The 24,997-nt window shown below is 72.1% G+C and carries 22 protein-coding genes; 11 read left to right on the forward strand and 11 right to left on the reverse strand.

The genetic code is table 11. The features are described 5' to 3' along the window. Positions 1 to 107: 107 nt before the first annotated feature. Both sucC and sucD read left to right on the forward strand, forming a co-directional pair. Entirely contained in the window at positions 108 to 1,274 is a 1,167-nt protein-coding gene (gene sucC, locus ASF37_RS16385) for an ADP-forming succinate--CoA ligase subunit beta (protein WP_055969377.1), read from the forward strand. 10 nt (positions 1,275 to 1,284) lie between these two features. After that, the gene (sucD, locus tag ASF37_RS16390) at positions 1,285 to 2,178 is read left to right on the forward strand and encodes a succinate--CoA ligase subunit alpha (protein ID WP_055969374.1); all 894 of its coding nucleotides are present in this window, start codon (positions 1,285 to 1,287) and stop codon (positions 2,176 to 2,178) included. A gap of 208 nt (positions 2,179 to 2,386) precedes the next feature. Here sucD and ASF37_RS16395 read toward each other — a convergent pair whose 3' ends face one another. Further along, positions 2,387 to 4,207, reverse strand: coding sequence for a sigma-70 family RNA polymerase sigma factor (locus tag ASF37_RS16395; RefSeq protein WP_055969372.1), 1,821 nt, complete (start codon positions 4,205 to 4,207; stop codon positions 2,387 to 2,389). A gap of 70 nt (positions 4,208 to 4,277) precedes the next feature. Here ASF37_RS16395 and ASF37_RS17300 point away from each other — a divergent pair, with 70 nt between their 5' ends. The 3 genes from ASF37_RS17300 to purH are packed head-to-tail and all read left to right on the forward strand — an operon-like array spanning position 4,278 to position 7,613. Continuing rightward, a complete protein-coding gene (locus ASF37_RS17300; protein WP_055969369.1) occupies positions 4,278 to 5,504 on the forward strand; it encodes a DUF6350 family protein in 1,227 nt (408 codons plus the stop codon). Further along, complete coding sequence (gene purN / locus ASF37_RS16405; RefSeq protein WP_055969366.1) at positions 5,410 to 6,045, forward strand: phosphoribosylglycinamide formyltransferase; 636 nt, start codon at positions 5,410 to 5,412, stop codon at positions 6,043 to 6,045. Before ASF37_RS17300 ends, purN begins: the two co-directional genes overlap by 95 nt. Then, complete coding sequence (gene purH, locus ASF37_RS16410; protein ID WP_055969365.1) at positions 6,042 to 7,613, forward strand: bifunctional phosphoribosylaminoimidazolecarboxamide formyltransferase/IMP cyclohydrolase; 1,572 nt, start codon at positions 6,042 to 6,044, stop codon at positions 7,611 to 7,613. The genes purN and purH overlap by 4 nt, the downstream gene beginning before the upstream one ends. An 18-nt stretch (positions 7,614 to 7,631) precedes the next feature. Here the strand turns inward: purH and ASF37_RS16415 are convergent, their stop codons facing one another. Continuing rightward, on the reverse strand, positions 7,632 to 8,252 hold the full coding sequence (locus ASF37_RS16415) for a TetR/AcrR family transcriptional regulator (protein ID WP_055969360.1): 621 nt from the start codon (positions 8,250 to 8,252) through the stop codon (positions 7,632 to 7,634). Positions 8,253 to 8,343: 91 nt separating this feature from the next. After that, positions 8,344 to 8,997 carry a TetR/AcrR family transcriptional regulator gene (locus tag ASF37_RS16420; RefSeq protein WP_055969358.1) on the reverse strand — a complete coding sequence of 218 codons (654 nt, stop codon included), beginning with the start codon at positions 8,995 to 8,997 and terminating at the stop codon, positions 8,344 to 8,346. A gap of 159 nt (positions 8,998 to 9,156) precedes the next feature. Between ASF37_RS16420 and ASF37_RS16425 the strand changes: the two genes are divergently transcribed. Next, entirely contained in the window at positions 9,157 to 10,020 is an 864-nt protein-coding gene (locus tag ASF37_RS16425) for a bifunctional methylenetetrahydrofolate dehydrogenase/methenyltetrahydrofolate cyclohydrolase (protein WP_055970272.1), read from the forward strand. A gap of 7 nt (positions 10,021 to 10,027) precedes the next feature. Continuing rightward, positions 10,028 to 10,312 (forward strand): DUF3017 domain-containing protein, encoded by a 285-nt coding sequence (locus ASF37_RS16430; protein ID WP_055969355.1) that lies wholly within the window; start codon positions 10,028 to 10,030, stop codon positions 10,310 to 10,312. A gap of 95 nt (positions 10,313 to 10,407) precedes the next feature. On the opposite strand, the gene ASF37_RS16435 is transcribed toward ASF37_RS16430, so the two are convergent. The 3 genes from ASF37_RS16435 to ASF37_RS16445 all read right to left on the reverse strand — a co-directional run bounded on the left by ASF37_RS16435 (position 10,408) and on the right by ASF37_RS16445 (position 14,854). Then, positions 10,408 to 11,394: a malate dehydrogenase gene (locus ASF37_RS16435; RefSeq protein ID WP_056574640.1), complete on the reverse strand. Its 987-nt coding sequence runs from the start codon at positions 11,392 to 11,394 to the stop codon at positions 10,408 to 10,410. 148 nt (positions 11,395 to 11,542) lie between these two features. Next, a complete protein-coding gene (locus tag ASF37_RS16440) occupies positions 11,543 to 13,141 on the reverse strand; it encodes a catalase (protein WP_056574637.1) in 1,599 nt (532 codons plus the stop codon). 66 nt (positions 13,142 to 13,207) lie between these two features. Then, the gene (locus ASF37_RS16445) at positions 13,208 to 14,854 is read right to left on the reverse strand and encodes a LuxR family transcriptional regulator (RefSeq protein WP_156366829.1); all 1,647 of its coding nucleotides are present in this window, start codon (positions 14,852 to 14,854) and stop codon (positions 13,208 to 13,210) included. A gap of 123 nt (positions 14,855 to 14,977) precedes the next feature. On the opposite strand from ASF37_RS16445, the gene ASF37_RS16450 reads away from it, so the two are divergent. From ASF37_RS16450 to ASF37_RS16460, 3 genes are all read left to right on the forward strand, one after another. Continuing rightward, positions 14,978 to 15,535, forward strand: coding sequence for a hypothetical protein (locus ASF37_RS16450; RefSeq protein WP_055969346.1), 558 nt, complete (start codon positions 14,978 to 14,980; stop codon positions 15,533 to 15,535). Positions 15,536 to 15,649: 114 nt separating this feature from the next. After that, entirely contained in the window at positions 15,650 to 17,866 is a 2,217-nt protein-coding gene (locus ASF37_RS16455) for an NADP-dependent isocitrate dehydrogenase (RefSeq protein WP_055969343.1), read from the forward strand. Between the two features lie 302 nt (positions 17,867 to 18,168). After that, positions 18,169 to 19,410: an MFS transporter gene (locus ASF37_RS16460; RefSeq protein ID WP_056574632.1), complete on the forward strand. Its 1,242-nt coding sequence runs from the start codon at positions 18,169 to 18,171 to the stop codon at positions 19,408 to 19,410. Here ASF37_RS16460 and ASF37_RS16465 read toward each other — a convergent pair. Beyond that, positions 19,407 to 19,964 carry a TetR/AcrR family transcriptional regulator gene (locus ASF37_RS16465; protein ID WP_055969336.1) on the reverse strand — a complete coding sequence of 186 codons (558 nt, stop codon included), beginning with the start codon at positions 19,962 to 19,964 and terminating at the stop codon, positions 19,407 to 19,409. The genes ASF37_RS16460 and ASF37_RS16465 overlap by 4 nt on opposite strands. 23 nt (positions 19,965 to 19,987) lie before the next feature. Between ASF37_RS16465 and ASF37_RS16470 the strand changes: the two genes are divergently transcribed. Beyond that, on the forward strand, positions 19,988 to 21,169 hold the full coding sequence (locus ASF37_RS16470) for an MFS transporter (RefSeq protein ID WP_156368233.1): 1,182 nt from the start codon (positions 19,988 to 19,990) through the stop codon (positions 21,167 to 21,169). Here the strand turns inward: ASF37_RS16470 and ASF37_RS16475 are convergent. Genes ASF37_RS16475 through ASF37_RS16490 form a run of 4 tightly spaced genes read right to left on the reverse strand, consistent with a single transcriptional unit; the run spans position 21,166 to position 24,916 of the window. Further along, positions 21,166 to 22,122, reverse strand: a complete 957-nt coding sequence (locus ASF37_RS16475) for a sulfate/molybdate ABC transporter ATP-binding protein (RefSeq protein WP_055969330.1) — start codon at positions 22,120 to 22,122, stop codon at positions 21,166 to 21,168. The genes ASF37_RS16470 and ASF37_RS16475 overlap by 4 nt on opposite strands. 36 nt (positions 22,123 to 22,158) lie before the next feature. After that, a complete protein-coding gene (locus tag ASF37_RS16480) occupies positions 22,159 to 22,989 on the reverse strand; it encodes a sulfate ABC transporter permease (protein WP_055969327.1) in 831 nt (276 codons plus the stop codon). Next, positions 22,982 to 23,830: a sulfate ABC transporter permease subunit CysT gene (cysT, locus tag ASF37_RS16485; protein ID WP_056581741.1), complete on the reverse strand. Its 849-nt coding sequence runs from the start codon at positions 23,828 to 23,830 to the stop codon at positions 22,982 to 22,984. The genes ASF37_RS16480 and cysT overlap by 8 nt, the downstream gene beginning before the upstream one ends. Positions 23,831 to 23,833: 3 nt before the next feature. Then, positions 23,834 to 24,916 (reverse strand): sulfate ABC transporter substrate-binding protein, encoded by a 1,083-nt coding sequence (locus tag ASF37_RS16490; RefSeq protein ID WP_056552619.1) that lies wholly within the window; start codon positions 24,914 to 24,916, stop codon positions 23,834 to 23,836. Between the last annotated feature and the right edge of the window lie 81 nt (positions 24,917 to 24,997).

Below are 24,997 nucleotides of genomic sequence, written 5' to 3' on the forward strand. Positions count from 1 at the left end.
TGGCCCTGTGACGCACCCCATCGCCCGGACCGGCCGCGCAGAGGCTAGAGTCCCGAGAGGCTCTGACCTACCTCAGAGGACCTGGACAACCAAGGACGGTCATCACCGTGGATCTGATGGAATACCAGGCGAAGGAGCTCTTCGCCAAGCATGGCGTCGCGACGACGCTCGGCACGGTCGTGCAGACCGCCGACGAAGCCAAGGCAGCAGCTGAGCAGATGGGCGGCGTGACCGTCGTCAAGGCTCAGGTGAAGGCCGGCGGTCGCGGCAAGGCAGGCGGCGTCAAGCTCGCCAAGACGGCCGACGAGGCCTACGAGCACGCCTCCAACATCCTGGGCATGGAGATCAAGGGCCTCACGGTCAACCGCGTGCTCGTCACGCCGGCCACGCCCCCGGTCGAGGAGTACTACTTCTCGTTCCTGCTCGACCGCTCCAACCGCAGCTACCTGTGCATCGCGAGCGTCGAGGGTGGTGTGGAGATCGAGGAGGTCGCCAAGACCAACCCCGAGGCCGTGCGCCAGATCCCGATCGACGCCGACGCCGGTGTCGACGAGGCCAAGGCCCGCGAGATCGTGGCCGACGCGAAGTTCCCCGCCGAGCTCGCCGACCAGGCCGTGGCCATGGTCCAGTCGCTCTGGAAGGTCTTCGTCGAGGAGGACGCCACCCTCGTCGAGGTCAACCCGCTCGCCCGTCTCGACGGCGACAAGCTCGAGGCGCTCGACGGCAAGGTGTCGCTCGACGACAACGCCTCCGAGGTGCGCCACCCCGAGCACGAGGACTTCGTGATCCACGAGGAGGCCGACCCGCTCGAGGCGAAGGCCAAGGAGAAGGGCCTCAACTACGTCAAGCTCGACGGCGAGGTCGGCATCATCGGCAACGGCGCGGGACTCGTCATGAGCACCCTCGACGTGGTCGCCTACGCCGGCGAGAAGCACGGCGACGTGAAGCCGGCGAACTTCCTCGACATCGGTGGCGGAGCGTCGGCGCAGGTCATGGCCGACGGTCTCGACGTCATCCTCGGTGACCCGCAGGTCAAGAGCGTCTTCGTGAACGTCTTCGGCGGCATCACGTCGTGCGACGCCGTCGCGAACGGCATCAAGGGCGCGCTCGAGCTGCTCGGCGACGGCGCCACCAAGCCGCTCGTGGTCCGTCTCGACGGCAACAACGTCGACGAGGGCCGCGCGATCCTGGACGAGCTGAACCACCCGCTCGTGACGCAGGTGGACACCATGGACGGTGCGGCCGACAAGGCCGCCGAGCTGGCGAACGGCTGAAGGGGCTGACATGTCGATCTTCCTGACCAAGGACTCCAAGGTCATCGTCCAGGGCATCACCGGCGGCGAGGGCTCCAAGCACACCGCCCGCATGCTGGCGGCCGGCACGAACATCGTGGGCGGCGTCAACGCCCGCAAGGCCGGCACGACCGTCACCCACACCGACGCCTCCGGCGCCGAGGTGGAGCTGCCGGTCTTCGGCACCGTGGCCGAGGCCATCGAGAAGACGGGCGCCGACGTCAGCGTCGCGTTCGTCCCGCCCGCGTTCACCAAGGACGCCGTGATCGAGGCCATCGACGCCGAGATCGGGCTGCTCGTCATCATCACCGAGGGCGTCCCCGTCCAGGACTCCGCGGAGTTCTGGGCCTACGCCCAGGGCAAGAAGACGCGCATCATCGGCCCGAACTGCCCCGGCATCATCACGCCGGGCGAGGCGCTCGCCGGGATCACGCCCGCCAACATCGCGGGCAAGGGCCCCATCGGCCTGGTGTCGAAGTCGGGCACGCTGACCTACCAGATGATGTTCGAGCTGCGCGACTTCGGCTTCTCGACCGCCATCGGCATCGGCGGCGACCCGATCATCGGCACCACCCACATCGACGCCCTCGAGGCGTTCGAGGCCGACCCCGAGACGAAGGCGATCGTGATGATCGGCGAGATCGGTGGCGACGCGGAGGAGAAGGCGGCGGCCTACATCAAGGCCAACGTCACCAAGCCCGTCGTCGGCTACGTGGCCGGCTTCACCGCTCCCGAGGGCAAGACGATGGGCCACGCCGGCGCCATCGTGTCCGACGGCGCGGGCACGGCGCAGGGCAAGAAGGAGGCCCTCGAGGCCGCCGGGGTCAAGGTCGGCAAGACGCCGTCCGAGACCGCCGAGCTCATGCGCGAGATCCTCAACGGCTGACCTCACGTCTGCTGCACGAACGGGCCCCGACCGACAGGTCGGGGCCCGTTCTGCGTGCCCGCGGTGCTCCGCACCGAGCGGCCGTCGGGACCGCACGGTCGGCCCCCGCATGGTCGGCGCAGGAAGCCCGCCCCGGGACAGGTGGGACGAGAGCGGACGGCCCGGCTCAGGAGGCTCGGCTCAGGGGGCCCGGCTCAGGAGGTCGGGCTCAGGAGGTCGGGGCGTAGGTGAGGCGCTCACCGGCCCGCTTGACGAGGGCCTCCCAGGTCTTGCGGTCCACGTCGTAGTCGCCCACGGGCGTCATGGTCACCTGGGCGACGGCCTTGCCCCGCCGCACGATGCCCGTGCGGATGACGACGCGGTCGCCCTCGGAGACCTCGAGGCTGATCTTCCAGGACCGGCCGCTGAAGCCGGAGCCCTCGATCTTCTTCTCCTGGGTCACCTCCGCGGAGAGGTTCGCGTCGGGGCAGTCGTCGATGTCGTCGCGCACCTTGTCGACGAGCTTCTTCGCCGCGTCGTCGCTGGAGTACCGCCCGACCGTCTCGGTGATGCCGAACTCGGCGGGGACGCCGACGGCGTCGGGGATGACGAAGACGCGCGAGGCGGTGGACTCCAGGCCCTTGCGGCGGAAGTCGGCCTCGTCGCACTGGGTGGCTGCGGGGTTGGTCTCCGGTCGCAGCGGTCGGGTGCCCGACCACACCTTGTCGATGTCGGCGATCGGCGGCAGGTCGACGGTGCCCAGGAAGGCCACCGAGCTCGACGTGCGCGGCGGGATGGTCCGGACGACCTCGAAGTCGTCGGTGCAGCGTCCGCCGCTGTCACGGCAGACCTTCTCGACGGACGCGTTGAGCGCCGTCGCGAACGCCTGGATGTCCGGGCCCGAGGCTCCGGTGCGCTCGTGGACCAGCGTGCTGGTGACGCGGCCGGAGTGCGCGAGGCCGACGGTGAAGACCTTCTGCGGCGACCGGTGGGACCGCAGGCGCAGGATCTGGAAGTCGCCGAACGGGCGCTTGACCACGTAGGAGCCGACCAGCTGGACGCGTGGGTGGCTGCAGTCGGCGTACCAGCCCAGCGTGGTGTCGTAGGCCTTCTCCGCGGCGGCGGTGTCGCGCGAGACCTCGATCGACTCGGCGACCCGGTCGTCGGCGTCGCCGCTGCCGGCGAACGTGCGCACGAAGACCCGCAGGGGATCGGAGTCGGCGAAGCGCTGCGGCGGGCACGTGGCGTACGGGGTCTCGTTCTTCGGGTCCTCGTCGGTTCCCGACGACGACCACCGCTGGTCGGGGTCGAGCCGGGCCACCTGGGCCGGGGACAGCAGGTTCTCGGCGGTGATCTTGCGTGCCTCGAGCACCAGGTCGGGGCGCTCCGCGCCGAGCTTCTCGCGGTACGGCAGGTCGCTCTGCGTGGCCAGGGCGTCGCCGTCGGTGGCCACCAGCCCGCCGGCGAGCACGGCGACGACGCTCGCCGCGACGAGCGCGACGGTGTTGCGGCGTCGACCTCGACGCGCTGCCGTCCGCACCTCGTCGGCTCCGGGCATGCTGAGCTGCCCGGTGACGGCGCCGAGGCCCTTGAGCCGGTCCTCGAGGTCGGCGAGCGAGAGGTCGAGGCGCTTCTCGAGGCCGTCGAGCGCCGTGGTGACCGCCTCGATGCCCTCCTCGGCGCTCACCCCGACCTCGCGCGAGGCCTGGTCGAGGTCTGTGTCGCCCAGGGTCAGCAGGACGATGAGACGGCGGTCGTCGGCCGACAGGTCGTGCAGCGCCTCGAGGAGCGCGGTGTCGGCGTCCTCCTCGTGGCGGCGTCGCAGGGGATGGGTGCCACGGCTGAGCGCGGTGAGCTTCCACGCCTCGGTGCGGACGTAGGCGAGCGGGTCGCGCTGGCGGATCTTCGACCAGTCGCGCCAGGCCCGACGGTAGGCGTCGACGGTGGCCTCCTGGGCCACCTGGCGGTCGCCGCACATGGCGTACACCGCACGCAGACAGGTCGCCGAGGTCGCCTCGTAGAAGCTGGTGAACTCGTCGACGCGGGTCATCGAGCTCGCCTCCTCGGGGGTGTCGGCGTGGCTTGTCGGAACGCCACGACCTTACCGGGAGGATGGTGGGGTGAACCCGACCGTCGCGACCGCACCGCTGCGTCCGGGCTTCCTCACCGCGATCCTGACCGTGATCACGGCCTTGGTGCTGGGCTCGGGGGTGGCGCTGCTGAGCGGGGCCGACCTCGTCCCGGCGCTGCGCACGGGCGCCCGCGCCTGGCTCGTCCTCCAAGGCTCCGGCCTCGAGCTCCAGGGCGCCACGCTCGGTCTCGTGCCGCTCGGCGGGGTGCTGCTGTGCGTGGCGCTGACCGCTCGGGTGGCGCACGCCATGACGCCGGACCCGGTGGACTCGCCGGGCGCGTTCGCCGCCACCGTCGCGGGGACCTGCGGCGTGCTCGCCGCCGTCCTGGCCAGCGTGGCCAGCACTCCCTCGATCGTCGTGCACCCCGTGCGCGCGGCAGCGGCGGCCTTCGTGGTCTCCGGTGTCGGCGCCGCGCTCGGGGCCACGCTCCCGCACGGACGCGGCCGTGACCTCTGGCCCGACGCGTGGCGTCGGGCCGACGTCCGCCAGGCCGTGCGCGCCGGCGCCCTGGGCGCGCTCGTCCTGCTCGCCGCGGCCGCGGTCGTGGTGCTCGCGCTGCTGGTGCTGCACGTCGACCGGGCGTCGCAGCTGTGGGCCCTCCTCGATCCGGGTCTCGCGGGTGCTCCGGCCCTCGCGCTGCTCTGCCTGCTCGCCGTGCCGACCATGGTCGCCTGGGCGACGTCGGTCCTGCTCGGCCCCGGCTTCGTCCTCGGGTCCCAGACGTCGGTCGACCTCACGGGGTCCCAGCTCGGTGCCGTCCCGGGGCTGCCGGTGCTGGCGGCCCTGCCCGCGCCCGGCGCCTTCGGCGACGTCGTGGTCGCGCTCGGTCTGCTGCCCGTGCTCGCCGGGTTCGTGGCCGGGTGGCGGCTGCCGCGCTCGTCCGGTCCGCTGCTGGGCATCCACGACCGGCCCGTGCTCGCCCGGTGCGCCCAGGGCGCGGTGGCCGGCGGCGTCGCGGGCCTGCTCGTGGGGGTCGTGGTGGGCATCTCCGGGGGCGCCGTGGGTCCCGGACGCCTCGCGGAGGCGGGCCCGCCCGCACTCACGCCCCTGCTCGTCGCGGTGCCCGTCATGGCCCTGGGCGGTGCGCTCGGTGCGTTGGCGTCGCACTATCGTGGCGCCCGTGCCCCAGAGTCCGCGACGTCAGAGCGCTCGCCTCGTCGTCCTCGTCTCCGGCTCCGGCACCAACCTCCAGGCCCTGATCGACGCGACGACTGACCCGACCTACGGCGCCACGATCGTCGCGGTCGGCGCCGACCGCGACGGCATCGAGGGACTCGCCCGCGCGGAGCGTGCAGGCGTCCCCACGTTCGTCGAGCGGCTCGGCGACCACCCCGACCGCGACTCCTGGGACGCTGCCCTGACCGAGCAGGTCGCCGCCCACGAACCCGACCTCGTCGTCCTCGCCGGCTTCATGAAGCTCGCCGGACCCCACTTCCTGGCCCGCTTCGGCGGTCGCACGCTCAACACGCACCCGGCGCTCTCGCCGTCGTTCCCCGGCATGCACGGCCCCCGTGACGCGCTCGCGTACGGCGTCAAGATCACCGGGGCCACGCTGTTCGTCGTCGACGCCGGGGTCGACACCGGGCCGATCGTGGCCCAGGTGGCCGTGCCGGTGCTCCCCGACGACGACGAGACCACGCTGCACGAACGCATCAAGACCAGCGAGCGTCGCATGCTCGTCGACTCCGTCGGCGAGCTGGCGCGCCGCGGCTTCACCCTCAACGACCGCACCATCGAGCTCGGAGACCCTGCATGAGCACACGACAGATCAAGCGCGCCCTCGTCTCGGTGTACGACAAGACCGGGCTCGAGCAGCTGGCCCAGGCGCTGCACGCCGCCGACGTCGCCATCGTCTCGACCGGGTCGACGGCCCGCACCATCGAGGCCGCGGGCGTCCCCGTGACACCGGTCGAGGAGCTGACCGGCTTCCCCGAGTGCCTCGACGGCCGGGTCAAGACCCTGCACCCGCGCGTGCACGCCGGCATCCTGGCCGACACCCGGCTGGAGTCCCACACGGCCCAGCTGGCCGAGCTGGGCGTGGAGCCGTTCGACCTCGTCGTCGTCAACCTCTATCCCTTCCGCGAGACGGTGGCCTCGGGCGCCACGCCGGACGAGTGCGTCGAGCAGATCGACATCGGCGGTCCCTCGATGGTGCGCGCGGCCGCCAAGAACCACCCGAGCGTCGCGATCGTGACCTCGCCCGACGCCTACGCCGACGTCTCGCAGGCGCTGGCCGGCGGCGGCTTCACGCTCGAGCAGCGCAAGCGGCTCGCGGCCCAGGCCTTCGCCCACACCGCCGCGTACGACGTGGCCGTCGCCGAGTGGTTCGCCGGCGAGTACACGCGTGACGAGTCGGTCGACGGGGGCTGGCCGGCCTTCGCAGGGTCCGCCGGCACGCTGACGTCGGTGCTGCGGTACGGCGAGAACCCGCACCAGCAGGCCGCTCTCTACGCCGACGGCACCGGTGGTCTCGCCTCCGCCGAGCAGCTGCACGGCAAGGAGATGAGCTACAACAACTACGTCGACACCGACGCGGCGCGACGCGCGGCGTTCGACCACGACGAGCCCGCCGTGGCGATCATCAAGCACGCCAACCCGTGCGGGATCGCCGTCGGCGCCGACGTGGCGCAGGCGCACGCCCGCGCCCACGCGTGCGACCCGGTGTCCGCCTTCGGTGGCGTCATCGCCGCCAACCGGCCGGTGAGCGTGGCGATGGCCGAGCAGGTGGCCGAGGTCTTCACCGAGGTGATCGTGGCCCCCGACTACGAGCCGGGCGCCGTGGAGGTGCTGCAGGGCAAGAAGAACATCAGGATCCTGCGGTCACCCGCGCCGGCGCAGACCGACGGCGCCGCGACCGACACGGAGGTGCGCCCGATCTCGGGTGGGCGACTGGTCCAGCAGGTCGACCACGTCGACGCCGCAGGTGACGACCCCGCCTCCTGGACGCTGGTGTCCGGCGATCCGGCCGACGACGCGCTCCTCGCCGACCTGGCCTTCGCCTGGACGGCGGTCCGAGCGGTCAAGTCGAACGCCATCCTCCTGGCCAAGGACGGCGGGTCGGTGGGCATCGGCATGGGACAGGTCAACCGGGTCGACTCGTGCCGTCTGGCCGTCGAGCGAGCGGGCGAGGATCGGGCCCGGGGTGCCGTGGCCGCGTCGGACGCGTTCTTCCCGTTCGCCGACGGTCCGCAGATCCTCATCGACGCGGGCGTGCGCGCCATCGTCCAGCCGGGCGGGTCGGTGCGTGACGACGAGACGATCGCCGCAGCGCAGGCTGCGGGCGTGACGATGTACGTGACCGGGACGCGTCACTTCTTCCACTGACGCGCGGTCGGCGCGGCGTCAGGAGCTCGTGCGCAGACCGTCCTCGAGGACGCGCACGACCTGGCGGCGCAGCAGCGCGGCCACGGAGGCGATGTCGTCCGACGGGTCGGTGATCGACACGAGGGCTCCGGTGTAGAGCACCGACAGCGCCCGGACGCACTCGACGCTGTCCTCCACGCCGGCGGCCTGGACGAGCGAGATCATCGACGCACCCACGTTGGCCCGCATGGCGTGCAGGTCGTCCATGAGGTGGGGCCGGGAGAACGTCGCCAGGTAGACCTGCATCTGCTGCGCAGCCGACGTCGAGGTGTGGTCGGAGAGCAGCCGCTCGAAGATGGCCCCGACCTCGTCGGGGGTGAGGACGGTGCCGGGCTCTGGCTGCAGCGCGTTCCAGGTCTCGTTCCAGGACGCGAGGGTCTGGCTGAACACCACGTCGACGAGCTGCTCGATCGAGGCGAAGTAGTAGGACACCGTGGCGAGCGGCACGTCGGCGGCCTCGCTCACGGACCGGTGGGTCACGGCCTTGGTGCCACCCTCGGCGAAGAGGGTGGCCGCGGCGGTGATGAGCTGGTCACGGCGGACCCGGCTGCGTTCCTGGCTGAGCCGGGCACGTCCCCCAGGAGGGGTGCTGTCGGTCATGAACGGCCGCGTCCGGGGCTGGGGACGTCCAAGGCACCAACGAGCATGATCGCGTCGTCCTTCGCTTCGTGTACCCCGAGACTGTTGATCGTCAGTCTAATGACGCACCGGTCGCTTTGGCGAGAGCCCCGTCGATCACGTCTCGTCCCAGGAGGTGGGCGCCGACCAGGTCGCGCAAGGTCTCGCTCATGCGCTCGGCCTCCTCGGTCTCGGAGTAGAGGCCCGACTGGCGGCGCAGAGCGGTGCCGGCCACCGCGGTCAGGAGGGCGCCGGCGAGTCGCTCGGGGGCGGGGACGCCGAGAGCCGTGAGCCAGCCGATGGTGAGCTGCTCGAAGCTGCGAAGCGCGCTGGCGGCCTCGTCGCGCAGGGCCTCGTCGCGGGTCGCGGCGAGGTAGATCGAGAGCTCGAGGGCGGCGACCTCGGGACCGCGGGCCGAGAACACGCCCACGATGGTGGGGGTCACGTCGCAGACCCGCAGCGTCCGGGGCCCGGAGTCGAAGCCGGCCAGCGTGTCGAGCGAGGCCCGCCACCGTCCGATGTGGTCGCGCAGGGCCTCGCGGAGCAGCTCCTCGATCGAGGCGAAGTAGTAGGTGGTGGTGGCCGGGGGGAGCCCGGCTCGTCGTGCGACCGCGCGGTGCGTGACGGCGCGTGCGCCGCCTTCGGCGAACAGCTCGATGGCGGCGGCGACGAGCTCGTCGCGTCGCTGCCGACTGCGCTCCTGGGACAGCTGTGCCCGCGTCGTCATCCGTCACCCTCTCCCGTGCGGTGCCGTGCGGCACCGGGACCGTCCTGCCGATCTGCAGCGTGACCACCGAGGCGGGTCACTCTCCCGGACCTGAGTGTAGGGGGAGTGTCCATCGGGTCATGTTCCTCGCGGGCGCCGAGCCGTGACAGACTCGTGCGCGTGACGGCGCAGATCCTCGACGGCAAGGCGGTGGCCGCGGCCATCAAGACGGAGCTCACCGGCAGGGTGGCAGCCCTGCGGGAGCGTGGGCTGGTGCCGGGTCTGGGCACCATCCTGGTCGGCGACGACCCGGGTAGCCGCTGGTACGTGGACGCCAAGCACCGCGACTGCGCCCAGATCGGGATCGAGTCGATCCGCGTCGACCTCCCGGCGTCGGCGACGCAGGCCGAGATCGAGGCGGCGGTCGACGGCCTGAACGCCGACCCCGACTGCACCCTCTACATCGTGCAGCTGCCGCTGCCGCGCGGGATCGACGAGAACGCCGTGATCGGCCGGATCGACCCGGCGAAGGACGCCGACGGGCTGCACCCCACCAACCTGGGCTGGCTGGTGCTCGGTGAGCCCGCCCCGCTGCCGTGCACGCCCCGCGGGATCGTGGAGCTGCTGCGCCGCCACGACGTGCCGATCGCGGGGGCGAACGTCGTGGTCGTCGGTCGCGGCATCACCGTCGGCCGTCCCATGGGACTGCTGCTCACGCGACGCTCGGAGAACGCCACCGTCACGCTGTGCCACACGGGCACGCGCGACCTCGCCGCCGAGGTGCGGCGCGCCGACATCGTCGTCGCCGCGGCCGGCGTGCCGGGCATCATCACTGCCGACATGGTCAAGCCCGGTGCCGCCCTGCTCGACGTCGGGGTCAGCCGCGACGAGGCCGGCAAGATCGTCGGCGACCTGCACCCCGGCGTGATGGACGTGGCCGGCTGGGTGGCCCCCAATCCCGGCGGCGTGGGTCCGATGACGCGGGCGATGCTGCTGAGCAACGTGGTCGACGAGGCCGAGAAGATCGTCGCGAGCCGGGGATGACGGCGCGGTGAAGGTGCCTCTGCCGCGCAGCCGCGGATCGCAGATCTACCTGCTCCTGCTCGTGGGGGTGGCGGTCGGGCTCGTCCTCGTGGCGTTCGGCGCCTGGCGGGCCGGCCTGATGGTCGTGGGCGTGACGTTCGTGCTGGGCGCGATCGCCCGTGTGGTGGTGCCACCGGACCACGTGGGGATGCTCCGGGTGCGCGGCCGGACGTTCGACATCGTCTGGATGACGGTGCTGGGCGCGAGCCTGAGCCTGCTGGCCCTGATCGTGCCGCCCGGCCCGCCGGCCTGAGGCAGGGAACAGCCCGCCGGCCTGAGGCAGGACACGAACGACGCACGGTCCCCGTCCGGGTGGGAGGGGACCGTGCGTCGTGCTGAGGGTGGAGCTCAGATCAGGCCGAGCTCCTTGACCGCGTCGCGCTCCTCGACCAGCTCGGCCGCGGTGGCGTCCATGCGCGCCCGGCTGAAGTCGTCGATCTCCAGGCCCTGGACGATCTCCCAGTCACCGTTGCTCGTGGTGACGGGGTAGGAGTAGATCAGGCCCTCGGGGACGCCGTAGGAGCCGTCGGAGACGACGGCCATGGAGGCCCAGTCGCCCTCCGGCGTGCCGTGCAGCCAGTCGCGGGCGGCGTCGATGGTGGCCGACGCGGCGGAGGCGGCCGACGAGGCGCCGCGCGCCTCGATGATGGCCGCGCCGCGCTTGGCGACGGTCGGGATGAAGGTGTCCTCGATCCAGGCCTGGTCGTCGACGACCTCGGCGGCGGGACGGCCACCGATCTCGGCGTGGAAGACGTCCGGGTACTGCGTGGCGGAGTGGTTGCCCCAGATGGTCAGCTTCGTGATGTCGCCGACCTTCGAGCCGGTCTTGGCGGCCAGCTGGCTGAGTGCGCGGTTGTGGTCGAGCCGCGTCAGGGCGCTGAAGCGCTCGCGCGGGATGTCGGGCGCGTTGCTCATGGCGATGAGCGCGTTGGTGTTCGCCGGGTTGCCGGTGACGCCGATGCGCACGTCGTCGGCCGCGACCGCGTTGAGGGCCTTGCCCTGGGCGGTGAAGATCGCGCCGTTGGCCTCGAGCAGGTCGCCGCGCTCCATGCCCTTGGTGCGGGGGCGGGCGCCCACGAGCAGGGCCAGGTTGACGCCGTCGAAGATGTGCTCGGCGTCGTCACCGATCTCGACGGAGTCGAGCGTGGTGAAGGCGCAGTCGTCGAGCTCCATCACGACGCCCTCGAGCGCCTTGAGGGCCGGGGTGATCTCGAGCAGCCGCAGCTGGACCGGGGTGTCGGGTCCGAGCAGGGCGCCGGAGGCGATCCGGAAGAGGAGGCTGTAGCCGATCTGGCCGGCGGCGCCGGTGACGGCGACCTTGACGGGAGTGGTCACTCGATGCTCCTTGAGGTGGTGGGGCGACGGAGGTCTGTACGGATGAGCTGAGGTGCGGATGAGCCGAGGGGCGCCCGGACCAGGGCACTGTGACGAACGTAACGCAGGCCCCCCTGCGCGTGCAGGGGGGCCGTCACGTCACGGAGGGTCAGCCGGCGTGGGTGCGGGTCTCGACGAGGGCGTTGGCGGTCAGGTCCTTGGCCTGGTCGTCCTCACCGCCGGGGTTGTCGCCCCCGAGGCCGGCCCGCGTGAGCTCCTCGATCTGCTTGCCGGTGTCGGCATCGACGTTCTTCCAGTAGTCGAAGGCCCGCTCCAGGACGTCGCCCTTCACCCCGCCGAGCAGGTGGCCGGCCACGGTCTCGACGAACCGCTCGCGCTGGGCGTCGTCCCAGACGTCGCGCACGAGGGCGCCGGCCTGGCTGAAGTCGTCGTCGTCCGGGCGGAGGGTGTAGGCCTGGCGCACCATCGCTCCGTCGGCCTCCCAGCCGTCGTCGACGGGTCCGGTCTCGTCGCTGTAGCCGCGCCCCGCGCTGTTGGGCGCGTACTTCGCCTCGTCGCCGCTGTGGTCGTAGGCCATGGGACCGTCGAACGTGTAGGTGTTGTGGTGCGCCACGTTCTTCGGCCGGTTCACCGGCAGCTGGTGGTAGTTCGGCCCGATGCGGTAGCGCTGGGTGTCGGAGTAGGAGAACACTCGGCCCAGGAGCATCTTGTCGGGGCTGAATCCGATGCCCGGCACGATCGCCGACGGCTCGAAGGCCGCCTGCTCGATCTCGGCGAAGAAGTTCTCCGGGTTCCGGTTCAGGGTCATGGTCCCGACCTCGACCAGCGGGTAGTCCTCGTGCGGCCACACCTTGGTGAGGTCGAACGGGTTGAGCCGGTAGGTCTTCGCGTCCTCGTACGGCATGAGCTGCACCGACAGGCGCCACGACGGGAACTCTCCGGCGTCGATGGACTCGAACAGGTCGCGACGGTGGAAGTCGGCGTCGTGGCCGGCGATCGTGTCGGCGTCCTCGCCGGTGAGTCCCTGCACGCCCTGCTGGCTGTGGAAGTGGTACTTGACCCAGTGCTTGTCACCGGCCTCGTTGATCCACAGGAAGGTGTGCGAGCCGTAGCCGTTCATGTGCCGCCAGGAGCGCGGGATGCCGCGATCACCCATCAGGTAGGTCACCTGGTGCGCGGACTCGGGGTTGAGCGACCAGAAGTCCCACTGCATGTGGTTGTCGCGCAGCCCGCTGGCGCCGCGTCGCTTCTGGCTGCGGATGAAGTGCTGGAACTTCATCGTGTCGCGGACGAAGAAGACCGGGGTGTTGTTGCCGACGAGGTTGTAGTTGCCCTCGGTCGTGTAGAACTTCAGCGCGAAGCCGCGCGGGTCGCGCCAGGTGTCGGGGGAGCCCTGCTCGCCCGCGACGGTGGAGAACCGCGCCAGCATCTCGGTCTCGACGCCGGGCTGGAAGAGCGCGGCCTTGGTGTACGCGCTCACGTCCTCGGTCGTCGTGAAGGTGCCGAAGGCGCCGGAGCCCTTGGCGTGCACGTTGCGCTCGGGCACGCGCTCACGGTTGAAGTGGGCCATCTGCTCCAGCAGGTGCCGGTCGTGGAGCAGGATCGGGCCGTCGGCGCCGAGGGTCAGGCTGTTGCGGTCCGAGCCGGCGGGTGCGCCGGTCTCGGTGGTCGAGCCCTTCTTGGCCTCGGGGGTGGGTGCGGTCGCGACGGCCGTGCCGTCGTCGGGCTGGGGGACGTGGTGCGTCATGGTCCGCTCCTTCGAAGTCTGTGTCCCTCCACCGTCACCCGGGAACCCGGAAGTCGCGAGTCGAGGTCACGCGCCGGCGGGCGAGGGCTCCGTCGCCGCGGGCGGGGCCGGTACTGCCGCCTCGGCCCTCAACCACTGCCGGGCCAGCTCGAATCGGCTGGCGGCGTCCCACCGGACCAGGGCGTCGCTGACGTGCTTCTCGACCGCCTTGACGCTGATCTCCAGCGCGGCGGCGACCTCGACGTTGCTGCGCCCCTGCGCGAGCAGCCCGACCACGTCGCGCTGACGGGGCGTGAGGTCGTCGGGGTCGCGACCGGGGTCGTCACCGCGTGGGCCGACCGCGGACAACAGACCGACGCGGGTGCCGACGCCGAAGGCGCAGAGGATGCGGGAGACGTGGGAACGCACGGTGCCGGGGGAGAGGAACAGCGACTGCGCAATGGCGTGCTGGTCCAGGCCACGCAGCACGAGGTCGGCCACGTCGCGCTCACGGGGCGAGAGCACGGACCAGCCGCCGGCGCTGACCGGGGGCAGGCGCCGACCTGCCGTGCTCAGGACCTGGGACGCCGAGCGACGCACCGCGGCGTGGCCGCCGGGGTCGGCGACGGAGACGGCCTCACGCAGCGTGCGGGTGGCCTCCTTGACCTGCCGGGCGAGCAGGTGGGACCGGGCCAGCACCACGCGACCCTCGGCTGCCTCGACGGCCCGACCTGCTGCCTCGGCTGACTCGACGGCCTGCTCGGCGAGCAGGACCGCCGCACCGGCGTCTCCGAGCAGCGCAGCCTCGCGAGCGCGGATCCTGAGCACCGTGGACGCCGCCGCCGGATGTGCTGCGAGCGGGGCGGCGAGGCTGGCCCAGGCGCGGACGGCCTCCTGGTCGCCGTCGAGCTCGCCGACGGCCACGAGCAGCTCGAGCCCGAGGGCCTGGTCCACCACGGTGAGCGCCGAGAGGCTGGCGTCGCCGCCTGCACGGAGCACCAGGGTGGCTGCGCTGCGCACGTCGCCGGTGGCGACCGCCCCGAACGCGGCCAGCAGGAGCGACCCCCGACCGACGTGGTCGTCGCGGACCGGGCTGGCGGCGACGTCGGCCACGAGGGCGTGGGTGGCGTCGGCGCCGGCGGGCTCGGCGTTCCCCAGCACGAGCGCGCGCAGTCCGGCTGCGAGACGTGCGAGGTCGTGGGTCGTGGCGACGGACGCGAGCGCATCGACCTCGTGCCGCGCGTGGTCGATCCTGCCGCCGAAGGCGAGCGCACGGACCCGCAGCTGACGCTGGAGGACCTCGACCGCCGTGCCCTCCCACGGTGACGGGACCTGTGAGTCGGGGAGCAGGGCGAGGGCGCGGTCGACCTGCGCGCAGGTGAGGGCGGCCTCCGCGGCGAGGGTCCGGGCGAACCACCAGGCGGGATCGCGCTGGTCGCGACCGCGCAGCACCTGCTCGAGCTCGTCGAACGGGTCGGTCAGCACCGGGTCGCGGTTCCGCGCCCGAGCCAGCCCGACGGTCGCGAGGGCGAGGGCCCGACCGAGCGGGTCCTCGGCCGCCGCGAGGGCACGGCCGGCGTGCTGGAGCGTCTCGTCGGTGCCACCGAACCAGAATGCGACGAGCGCGCGCCAGGCGTCGCGGTCCTGGGCCTCGTCCGCCTCGCTGCCGGCCTCGGCCTGGCCGCCGCACAGGAGGGCTGCCACCACTCGGGAGACGTCGTCGACTCGACCCACCGTCAGACGGTACCGCCGTCGGGCCGGTGGATGAGGCCGTTTCCCCATCGCCGTCGACAGCCCGGGGGGCCGAGCCTGGGGCCACGGCTCCCGGCCGCCGCCCACGACCCTGGAGGAACCCCCATGCGCACGTGCCTCGTCGGCCTCGCCACGCTCGCCCTGCTCGGCCTCGCAGCCTGCGGAGGAGGCGAGGCTCCTGCCGGCGACGACCCCGCGGCCGGCACCTCGTCCGGGGCCACCGCCGGGGCGGCGCCCGAGAAGGGCGCCGACGTGCCGGACGACCTGTGCTCGCTCGTCTCGGCCGAGGAGCTCGGCGACGCGCTCGGCGTCACCGTGACGACGGAACCGGGCCCGGTCGACACCTGCGACTTCGGCGAGGAGGACCCGCGCGGTGTCAGCGGCTCCTACGGGGTCGTCCCCGCCGAGGACAACGGCGGGTACGCGGCCTACCGCTCGGGCATGACGTCGGTGATGGAGGATCCCGAGGTCACCGCTGTCGACGGACTCGGGGCGGCGGAGATCGCGTTCGGCAGCCTCGCCGGTGGGTACGGCACGCAGGCGGCCGGTGCCGCCGACCTCGGCAGCGTGGTCGTCACGACGAACGTGCTCGGCGGCGACCAGGACCGGCTCACCGAGCGGGCCGAGGCCGTGCTGCGCCTGGCGGTGGCCGCCGTCGAGTGAGGGACCGGACGGAGCGGTCCTGGGGCCGGGCGGGGGACGGGGCGGCGCGCGCCGACGCCGAAGGGATATCTTGAGGTCGAGAGACTTTCGGCCGACCCCGAGGAGTGGCCCGCGATGGCCAAGATCATCTACACGCACACCGACGAGGCCCCGCTGCTGGCGACCTACTCGTTCCTGCCCGTCATCGAGGCCTACGCCTCGACGGCCGGCGTCGACGTGGAGACGCGCGACATCTCCCTGTCCGGGCGCATCCTGGCGGTCTTCGCGGACCTGCTGCCCGCCGACCAGCAGGTCGACGACGCGCTCGCCGAGCTCGGAGCACTTGCCAAGACGCCCGAGGCGAACATCATCAAGCTGCCCAACATCAGCGCCTCGATCCCGCAGCTCAAGGCCGCGATCAAGGAGCTGCAGGAGCAGGGCTTCGACCTGCCGGCCTACCCCGACAACCCGTCGAGCGACGCCGAGAAGGACGCCAAGGCCCGCTACGACAAGGTCAAGGGCAGTGCGGTCAACCCGGTCCTGCGTGAGGGCAACTCCGACCGCCGCGCCCCCGCGTCGGTCAAGGCCTACGCCCGCAAGAACCCGCACTCGATGGGCGCCTGGAGCAGCGACTCCAAGACCGAGGTGGCCACGATGGGCGCCGACGACTTCCGCTCGAACGAGAAGTCCGTGGTCCTCGGGTCCGACGACACCCTGACGATCCAGCACGTCGCCACCGACGGCACCGTGACCGTGCTCAAGGACTCCCTGCCCGTGCTGGCCGGTGAGGTCGTCGACGCCACCGTCATGCGGGCCGCGGCGCTCGACGCGTTCCTGGCCGAGCAGGTCCAGCGCGCCCAGGACCTCGACGTGCTGTTCTCGGTGCACCTGAAGGCCACGATGATGAAGGTCTCCGACCCGATCATCTTCGGCCACGTGGTGCGGGCCTACTTCGCCGACGTGTTCGCGCGCTACGGCGACGACCTCGCCGCGGCGGGACTCAGTGCCAACGACGGCCTCGGCGGCATCCTCTCCGGGCTGGACGCCGTGTCGAACGGCGCCGAGATCAAGGCGGCCTTCGAGCAGCGCCTGGCCGAGGGGCCGCGCCTGGCCTACGTCGACTCCGACAAGGGCATCACCAACCTGCACGTCCCGAGCGACGTCATCGTCGATGCGTCGATGCCGGCCATGATCCGGACGTCGGGCCACATGTGGGGCGCCGACGGCCAGGAGCACGACACCCTCGCGGTCATCCCCGACTCCAGCTACGCCGGCATCTACCAGGCCGTCGTCGAGGACTGCAAGGCCAACGGCGCGTACGACCCGACCACGATGGGCTCGGTGCCGAACGTCGGCCTCATGGCCCAGGCGGCCGAGGAGTACGGCAGCCACGACAAGACGTTCGAGATCGAGACCGCGGGCACCGTCCAGGTCGTCGACGCCGCGGGCACCGTGCTCATCGAGCACGACGTGGAGCCGCACGACATCTGGCGCGCCTGCCAGACGAAGGACGTGCCGATCCGCAACTGGATCGAGCTCGCCGTCACCCGCGCCCGCGCCACGGGCGCCCCGGCGGTGTTCTGGCTCGACGAGACCCGCGCCCACGACGCCAACCTCATCGCCAAGGTCAACGACTACCTGCCGTCGCTCGACACCGACGGCCTGACGATCGAGATCATGGCGCCGACGGAGGCGACCACCTACTCGGTGGAGCGCATCCGTCGCGGCGAGGACACGATCAGCGTCACCGGCAACGTGCTGCGCGACTACAACACCGACCTGTTCCCGATCCTGGAGCTCGGCACGAGCGCCAAGATGCTGTCGGTCGTGCCGCTCATCAACGGCGGCGGACTGTTCGAGACCGGCGCGGGCGGCTCGGCACCCAAGCACGTGCAGCAGCTCGTCAAGGAGAACTACCTGCGCTGGGACAGCCTCGGTGAGTTCTTCGCGCTGGCGGCCAGCTTCGAGCACCTGGCCACCACGGCCGGCAACGCCCGCGCCCAGATCCTGGCCGACACGCTCGACCGCGCCACGGGGACGTTCCTCGACGAGAACCGCTCGCCCGGCCGCAAGCTCGGCACGATCGACAACCGCGGCAGCCACTTCTACCTCGCGCTCTACTGGGCCGAGGAGCTGGCGAAGCAGACCGAGGACGCCGAGCTGGCGTCCGCCTTCGCCGACGTCGCCGGTGCGCTGCGCAGCAACGAGCAGACGATCGTCGACGAGCTGCTCGCGGTGCAGGGCTCCCCGGCCGACATCGGTGGCTACTTCCGGCCGTCCGACGAGAAGGCCACGGCCGTGATGCGTCCGTCCACCACCTTCACCGAGGTGCTGGGCTCGCTGTCGCTCTGACCGCAGACGCTCCTCGACGCCCCACGGCCACCGGTCTTGGGGCGTCGTGCGTTCGCGCGGTGCAGCCCTCCGCCCTCGCCCCCATCGGTGGATCCGCAACGTCAGAACCGCTCCTGCGGTTGCTGAAGCACCGATCGTGGTCGAGTGAGCGGTTCATCGGTGGATCTGCAACGTCAGGAGGGCCTCTGCGGTTGCTGAGGCACCGATGGGTGGGACGCTCGCCCCTGGCCTCGGCCCGCCGGCGGGCATGATGTCGCGCACACCGGGAACAACACGCCGACGGCAGGTGCTTGGCTCTTCACGTGACCTCCTCCGTCGACCTCGCAGCCGAGACCGCCACCCCGTCGCCCCGTGCCACGCACGTCGGGGCGGCGATCGTCGCGCTCGCGCTCGGCGGGTTCGCGATCGGCACGACGGAGTTCGTGACGATGGGCCTGCTCAAGGAGATCGCCGTCGGCATCGACGAGTCGATCCCGACCACGGGGCACGTGATCACGGCCTACGCCTTCGGCGTGGTCGTCGGGGCTCCGATCATCGTGGCGCTCGGTGCGCGGCTCCCGCGCCGCGAGCTCGCCGTGGGGCTCATCCTGGCGCTCGGCGTGGGCAACGCCGTCACGGCGCTCGCGAGCGGCTACGTGCCCGTGCTCGCGGCCCGGTTCCTCGCGGGGCTCCCGCACGGTGCCTACTTCGGCGTGGCCTCGCTGCTCGCCGCCTCGCTCGTGCCGGCGCACCGACGCGGTCGTGCGGTCAGCCGGGTCATGCTCGGCCTCTCCGTCGCGACGGTCGCGGGCGTCCCCGCGGCCACCTGGCTCGGGCAGGCGTTCGGGTGGCGGGCCGCCTACTGGGCGGTCGTCGTCCTCGCCGTCCTCGCGGCCGCGATGATGCTGCTGTTCGTGCCGCACCAGCCGGGTGACCGCACGGCCAGCATGAGGGGCGAGCTGTCGGCCCTCAAGCGGCCCCAGGTGCTATTCGCCGTCACGGCCGGCATGGTCGGCTTCGGCGGCCTGTTCGCCATGTACAGCTACGTCGCCCCGATCGTCACCGACGTCACGGGGCTCGCCGACGCGACGATCCCCTGGTTCCTGCTGGCGTTCGGCGTCGGCTCGGTGCTCGGCTCCTGGCTCGCCGGGCCGCTCGCCGACTGGGACGTGCCCCGGCTCGTGATCGGCGGCTTCATCGCGACGGTCGTCGTGCTCGTGGTCTTCCACCAGACCGCCGGCATGGCCGTCTGGGCGGCGCTCGGTGTCTTCGCGATCGGTGCCCTCGGCAGCCTCGTGGCGATCGGTCTGCAGATCCGGCTCATGGACGCCGCGGGCGACGCGCAGATGCTGGGTGCCGCCCTGAACCACTCGGCCCTGAACATCGCCAACGGCCTGGGTGCGTGGCTCGGTGGCGTCGTGATCGCCGCCGGGTACGGCTACCGGGCCCCGAGCCTGGTCGGGGCCGGCCTGGCGATCGCCGGGCTCGTGATCTTCGTGGTGGGTCTGGGCGCCCAGCGCCGCAGCCGTGGTGCAGCGTCCGAGGCGTCGCCCGCCGCGGGCTAGCTCCGGACCAGCGTCGTGGCGGTGGTGCGAGCCACGTCCGTGGTCCACCCGGGTGACCGGAGCCGCATCGCGAGGTCTCCGGTCACGACCAGCAGCAGCTGCTCGCCCAGCTGGTCGCCGCGCCGGGGATCGACGTCGCGCGCCAGCTCGACGAGGCGGCCGCGCAGGTCGTCGGACTCGCGGCGCAGTGCCTCCGCGAGCTCCGCGGGCGGGTCGGCGTGCTCGGCGGCCGAGCCGAGGAAGGCGCACCAGCGCGAGCCGAGGGAGCCGGCCCGGAAGGCGTCGAGCGCGTCGAACACGGCCAGGAGCCTGCCCTCGGGTGTCTCCTGCGCCGCGATCGCGTCGTCCCACGTCTCCAGCCAGGCGCGGTGCCGACGCTCGAGCGCCGCGGCGAGCAGCGCCTCCTTGCTGGCGAAGCCCCGGTAGAGGGTGGCGGCCGAGACGCCGGCGCGCTCGATGACGGCATCGATCGGGGTGGCTGCGACGCCGTGCCGGAAGAACAGCTCGTCGGCGGCGTCGAGCAGCCGGGTTTCCGTGGAGGTGCGCAGGGGCATGGGGTCAGCCTAGACTCGGCAAAGTGAAACGTACGTTTTCGTTATCCCTCCTCCTCGTCCCCTCCGGTCTCGGCCTCGTGGCGGCCACCTACGGTCTGGTCCGCCTGGCGTCGGGGCTGTACCTGCCCGACGTGCAGGCCGACCTCGGCCTCGGGGTCGCCACCGCCGGTCTCGTCTCCAGCGGGGCCTCGGTCGTCTACTGCCTCGGGGCGCTCGCCGGGCTGCTCCTCGCCGCGAGGCACGCTCGAGCGCTCGTCGTCGGGGCTGCGGCCACGGCCGGCGGCGGCGCGTTCGGCATGGCACTGGCGCCCGACGTGCCGACGTTCGCGCTCCTCGCCGTCGTGGCGTCGGCGGGTGCGGGGCTCACCTCGCCGGCCATGGTCGCCCTCCTCCAGCAGGACCCGTCCACGCGCGAGCGTCCTGCCGCCCAGGCCGCGGTGAACTCCGGCACGGGCCCCGGACTCGTCGCGGCCGGGGCGCTGGCCCTGCTGCTCCTGCCGGACTGGCGTGCCGCATGGGCGTGGTCCGGACTGTTCACGGTGCTCGTGGCCGGCCTCGTGCTGGCCGCGTCCAGGAACGGCGTCGGGTCCACAGGGGGCTCGGCGCGCGGTGTGCTGCCGGCGGCGTGGTGGGTCGCCCACGCCCGGGTCGTCGCGGCGGCCCTGCTGCTGGGAGCCGGCTCGGCGGCCGTCTGGAGCTACGGGCGGGCCATGCTCGTCGATGCGGGGACGGGTCGGACGGCGTCCGTGGTCGCCTGGATCGCCGTGGGTGTCGGGGGGACGCTCGTGGCGGCCTCGAGCCGGAGGATGGAGCGGATCGGACCGCGGGCGTCGTGGGTCCTCACGGCGGGAGTCGTCGCGCTCGCCACGGCCACGCTCGCACTGCTGCCCGCCGTCACGCCGGTCGCGCTGGCGGCCTGTGCCGCCTTCGGGTGGGGCTTCGTCGCCGCGTCGGGAGCGCTCATCGTCTGGACGATCGAGATCGACGAGGCCCGCGGAGCGTCGGGGACGGCCCTGCTGTTCGTGGTGCTCGTCCTGGGGCAGGCCGTCGGCTCCTCGGTGATCGGGGTGCTCGTCCCGGCCGCCGGGTACCCCGCCGCGTTCCTCGCCGCCGCGGGGGTCAGCGCGGTGGGCGGCCTGGTGGCGGTCCACGTCCGTCGGTCCCGGCGCGGACAGCGGTCCAGGACCGTGGCCTCGGCCCGCTAGGAGGAACCGGGCCGGGGGCGCAGCCACACGCGGTCGCCCTGGTGCAGACCCAGGGCGTTCGCGTCGGACCGGGTGAGGGTCACCAGGATCGGCGCTGGGTGGCGCGCGTCCTCCGGCGTGACCTCGAGGCGCACCTCGAAGCCGATGCGCGTCCACCGGGTGATCGTGCCCACCGCGGTCGCGGCCTGCTCGTACCGCGAGATCTCGATGTCGTGCGGACGCACGAGGTGGTCGCCCAGGGTGGTGACCGGACCGAGGAACGACAGCACGAAGTCACTGGCGGGCTTGTCGTAGAGGTCGTCGGGCGTGCCGATCTGCTCGATGCGACCCTCGTTGATGACGACGATGGAGTCGGCGACCTCGAGCGCCTCCTCCTGGTCGTGGGTCACGAAGACCGTGGTCACGTGCATCTCGTCGTGCAGACGTCGGAGCCAGTCGCGCAGCTCCTTGCGCACCTTGGCGTCGAGCGCGCCGAACGGCTCGTCGAGCAGCAGCACCGACGGCTGGATGGCCAGGGCGCGGGCCAGGGCCATGCGCTGGCGCTGGCCTCCCGACAGCTGGGCCGGGCGTCGGTCGGCGAACTGCTCCAGGTGCACGAGCTGCAGCAGCTCGTCGACCTTCGCCTCGATCTCGTCCTTCGGCCGCTTGCGGATCTCGAGGCCGAACGCCACGTTGCGACGGACGCTGAGGTGCTTGAAGGCCGCGTAGTGCTGGAACACGAAGCCGACGTTGCGCTTCTGCACCGGCAGCGCCGTGGCGTTCACGCCCTCGATCTCGACCGACCCGGTGTCGGCCGACTCCAGGCCGGCGATGATGCGCAGCAGCGTGGTCTTGCCCCCGCCGCTCGGACCGAGCAGCGCGGTCAGCTGTCCCGTGGGGATGGCGAGGTCGACGTCGTCGAGCGCGACGAAGTCGCCGAACCTCTTGCTGACGCCTGCGACGTCGATGCTCATGGGTGCTTCTCCCGGGTCTGGGGACTGGACGGAGGACTAGTGGCGCTCGGCACGCGAGCGCAGGATCTGGACGACGACGATGCACACGACGGACACGCTGGCGAGCAGGAACGCGATCGCGTAGGCGCCCTCGGCGTCGAAGTTGAGGTACTTCTCCTCGACCGCGAGCGTCGCCGTGCGCGTCTCGCCGAGGATGTTGCCGGAGACGACCTTGACGGCCCCGAACTCGCCGAGCGAGCGGGCGAGCGTGAGGACGACGCCGTAGACGACCGCCCAACGGATGCCCGGCAGGGTGATCCGCCAGAACGTCTGCCAGCCGTTCGCCCCGAGGCTGCGGGCGGCCTGCTCCTGCTCCGTGCCGATCTCGCGGAGCACCGGCACGACCTCGCGGATCACGAGCGGCAGCGCGACGAACGCGGTGGCCATGACGATGCCGGGCGTCGAGAAGATGATCTGGATTCCCCAGCTCTCGAGCGACGGTCCGAACCACCCCCCGCGCCCGCCGTAGACGAGCACGAGCGCGAGGCCGACGACGATCGGCGAGACCGAGAGCGGCAGGTCGAGCGCGGCGCTCAGCAGCCGCTTGCCCGGGAACTCCGAGCGCACGAGCAGCAGGGAGATGCCGACGCCGAACACGAGGTTGATCGCGGTGGCGCAGAGCGCCGCGACGGCGGTGAGCTGCAGGGCGGCCACCATGTCGGGGTCCTCGAACAGGCTGCGCAGCGAGTCCAGCCCGTTCTCGAAGGTGTTCGTCACCACGAGCGCGACAGGCCACACCACGAGGAGGCCGAGGTACACGACGGCGACGACGCGCAGCAGGTAGGTGACCGGCCCCTTCGGGTGCCGGGTGAGGCGTGCGTCAGCCACGGTCGCTGATCCTCCTCTGCAGGAGGTCGAGCACGATGATCGTCAGCAGCGAGACGAGCAGCAACAGGGTGGCGATCGACGCGGCCGCGGCCGGGTTGTCGTTCTCGATGGCCCCGAGGATGCGCACCGACGCGACCTCGGAGGTGAAGGGCAGGTTGCCCGACAGCAGCACGAGCGAGCCGTACTCGCCCACGCCGCGGGCGAACGAGAGGGCGGCGCCGGCCGCGATCGCCGGGGCCAGTCCCGGCAGGATCACGCGACGGAAGGTCGTGAACCGGCTCGCCCCGAGGGAGGCGGCGGCCTCCTCGACCTCCGGGTCGAGCTCCTCGAGCACCGGCTGGACCATGCGCACGACGAACGGCAGCGTGACGAAGAGGAACGCCAGGTACACCGACGCACCGCTGTTGGCCACGTTGATGCCCAGGGGGCTCTCGTCGTTGCCGTACAGGGAGAGCAGGACGAGGCCGGCCACGATCGTGGGCAACGCGAACGGGATGTCGATGACGACCTCCAGGGCGGCCTTGCCCCAGAAGCGGTCACGGACGAGCACCCACGCGATCATCGTCCCGACGACGACGTTCACCAGCGTCACGGCGGCGGCGGCCTGCAGCGTGACGGCGATGGCCGCTCGGGTCTGCTCGTTGGAGATGGCGCGCCAGAAGTTCGCCCAGCCACCCTCGGACGCGGTCACGACCACGGCGCACAGCGGGATCAGCACGAGCAGGCTGAACCACAGCATCGCGATGCCGAGGCCGAGGCCCGAGGTGCGGGTGAGGGTGCTCGGCAGGGCCGGCCGGAGTCGTCGCTCCGGCCGGCCCGTCGGGGTGCGGGTGCTGGTCATGGACTACTGGGAGGCCTTGCCGGACTTCGAGATGGCGTCGGTGACGATGCCGACGGGAGCGCCGTCCTTGCCGTCGCCGAACAGCTCGTCCTTCACACCGCCCCAGCCCGGGCCGCCGAAGTTGTCGGTGAGGGTGAGCAGGTTCTTCACGGCGGGGAACGGGTCGGCCGGGTCGGGGGCGCCCTTGATGTCGGACGCCTCGAGGCCGACCGACTCGAGGTCGGCGGTGCCCGGCTCCTCGAGGTTCAGCGGGCGGAAGCCCTTGAGGGCGAACTCGCGCTGACCGGTCTCGCCGAGCACGAAGTCGAGCCAGGACTCGGCAGCGGGGGTGTGCTTCGTCAGGAGCGCGCCAGGGTTCTCGATGAGCAGCGTGGTCTCGGGGATGACGTAGTCGAAGCCCTGGCCCTGCTGCGCGGCGAGGATGGCTTCGTTCTCGTACGCGAGCAGGACGTCGCCGGTGCCCCCGAGGAAGCTCTGGGTCGCGTCACGGCCGCTGTTGGTCAGCGACACCACGTTCTTGAACAGCCGGTCGATGTACTCGGTGGCCTCGGCCTTGCTGCCGCCGTTCTCGGTGACGCTGCCCCAGGCGGCGAGGGCGTTCCAGCGGGCCGCGCCGGAGGAGGCGGGGTTGGCGGTGACGATCTCGACGCCGGGCTTCACGAGGTCGTCCCAGCCCTGGATGTTCTTCGGGTTCCCCTCGCGGACGCCGAGCACCACGATCGAGGTCGACACGATGCCCTTGTTCTCGCCGTCGTCCCAGGTGTCCTCGACGAGGCCCGCGTCGACGAGCCGGTCGACGTCGGTCGCCACGGACAGGTGCACGTAGTCGGCCTTCAGGCCGTCGACGACGGCGCGGCTCTGGTCGCCCGAAGCACCGTAGGACGTCTTGAACCGCACGCCCTCGCCCTCGGGTGTCTCGTTGAACTTCTCCGCGATCGCCTTGTTGGCGGCCTCGGGCACGGCGAAGCCGACGATGCTGATGGTCTCGTCACTCTCACCTCCGCCGGAGCCGCACGCCGCCAGCACCAGGGCGGCAGCGGCGGCGAGCGCGGTGGCGGTGAGTCGTCGGCGGGGGGTGGTCGTCATGGTCGTCCTCGGGTCGGGGCACGTCTGCGTGTGGCGTGCGTCGGGACGACCGTAGGGACATTTCCAGGCCAGGATCGCTGG

Origin of the sequence: Aeromicrobium sp. Leaf289, from assembly GCF_001423335.1 — a bacterium.
Classification (GTDB): domain Bacteria; phylum Actinomycetota; class Actinomycetes; order Propionibacteriales; family Nocardioidaceae; genus Aeromicrobium.

Bases quoted from the DNA above. Each gene is read 5' to 3' on its own strand.
- sucD (WP_055969374.1), top strand. From the start codon at position 1,285: ATGTCGATCTTCCTGACCAAGGACTCCAAGGTCATCGTCCAGGGCATC.
- ASF37_RS16395 (WP_055969372.1), bottom strand. From the start codon at position 4,207: ATGACCCGCGTCGACGAGTTCACCAGCTTCTACGAGGCGACCTCGGCG.
- purH (WP_055969365.1), top strand. From the start codon at position 6,042: ATGAGCACACGACAGATCAAGCGCGCCCTCGTCTCGGTGTACGACAAG.
- ASF37_RS16415 (WP_055969360.1), bottom strand. From the start codon at position 8,252: ATGACCGACAGCACCCCTCCTGGGGGACGTGCCCGGCTCAGCCAGGAA.
- ASF37_RS16420 (WP_055969358.1), bottom strand. From the start codon at position 8,997: ATGACGACGCGGGCACAGCTGTCCCAGGAGCGCAGTCGGCAGCGACGC.
- ASF37_RS16440 (WP_056574637.1), bottom strand. From the start codon at position 13,141: ATGACGCACCACGTCCCCCAGCCCGACGACGGCACGGCCGTCGCGACC.
- ASF37_RS16450 (WP_055969346.1), top strand. From the start codon at position 14,978: ATGCGCACGTGCCTCGTCGGCCTCGCCACGCTCGCCCTGCTCGGCCTC.
- ASF37_RS16455 (WP_055969343.1), top strand. From the start codon at position 15,650: ATGGCCAAGATCATCTACACGCACACCGACGAGGCCCCGCTGCTGGCG.
- ASF37_RS16465 (WP_055969336.1), bottom strand. From the start codon at position 19,964: ATGCCCCTGCGCACCTCCACGGAAACCCGGCTGCTCGACGCCGCCGAC.
- ASF37_RS16475 (WP_055969330.1), bottom strand. From the start codon at position 22,122: ATGAGCATCGACGTCGCAGGCGTCAGCAAGAGGTTCGGCGACTTCGTC.
- cysT (WP_056581741.1), bottom strand. From the start codon at position 23,830: ATGACCAGCACCCGCACCCCGACGGGCCGGCCGGAGCGACGACTCCGG.
- ASF37_RS16490 (WP_056552619.1), bottom strand. From the start codon at position 24,916: ATGACGACCACCCCCCGCCGACGACTCACCGCCACCGCGCTCGCCGCC.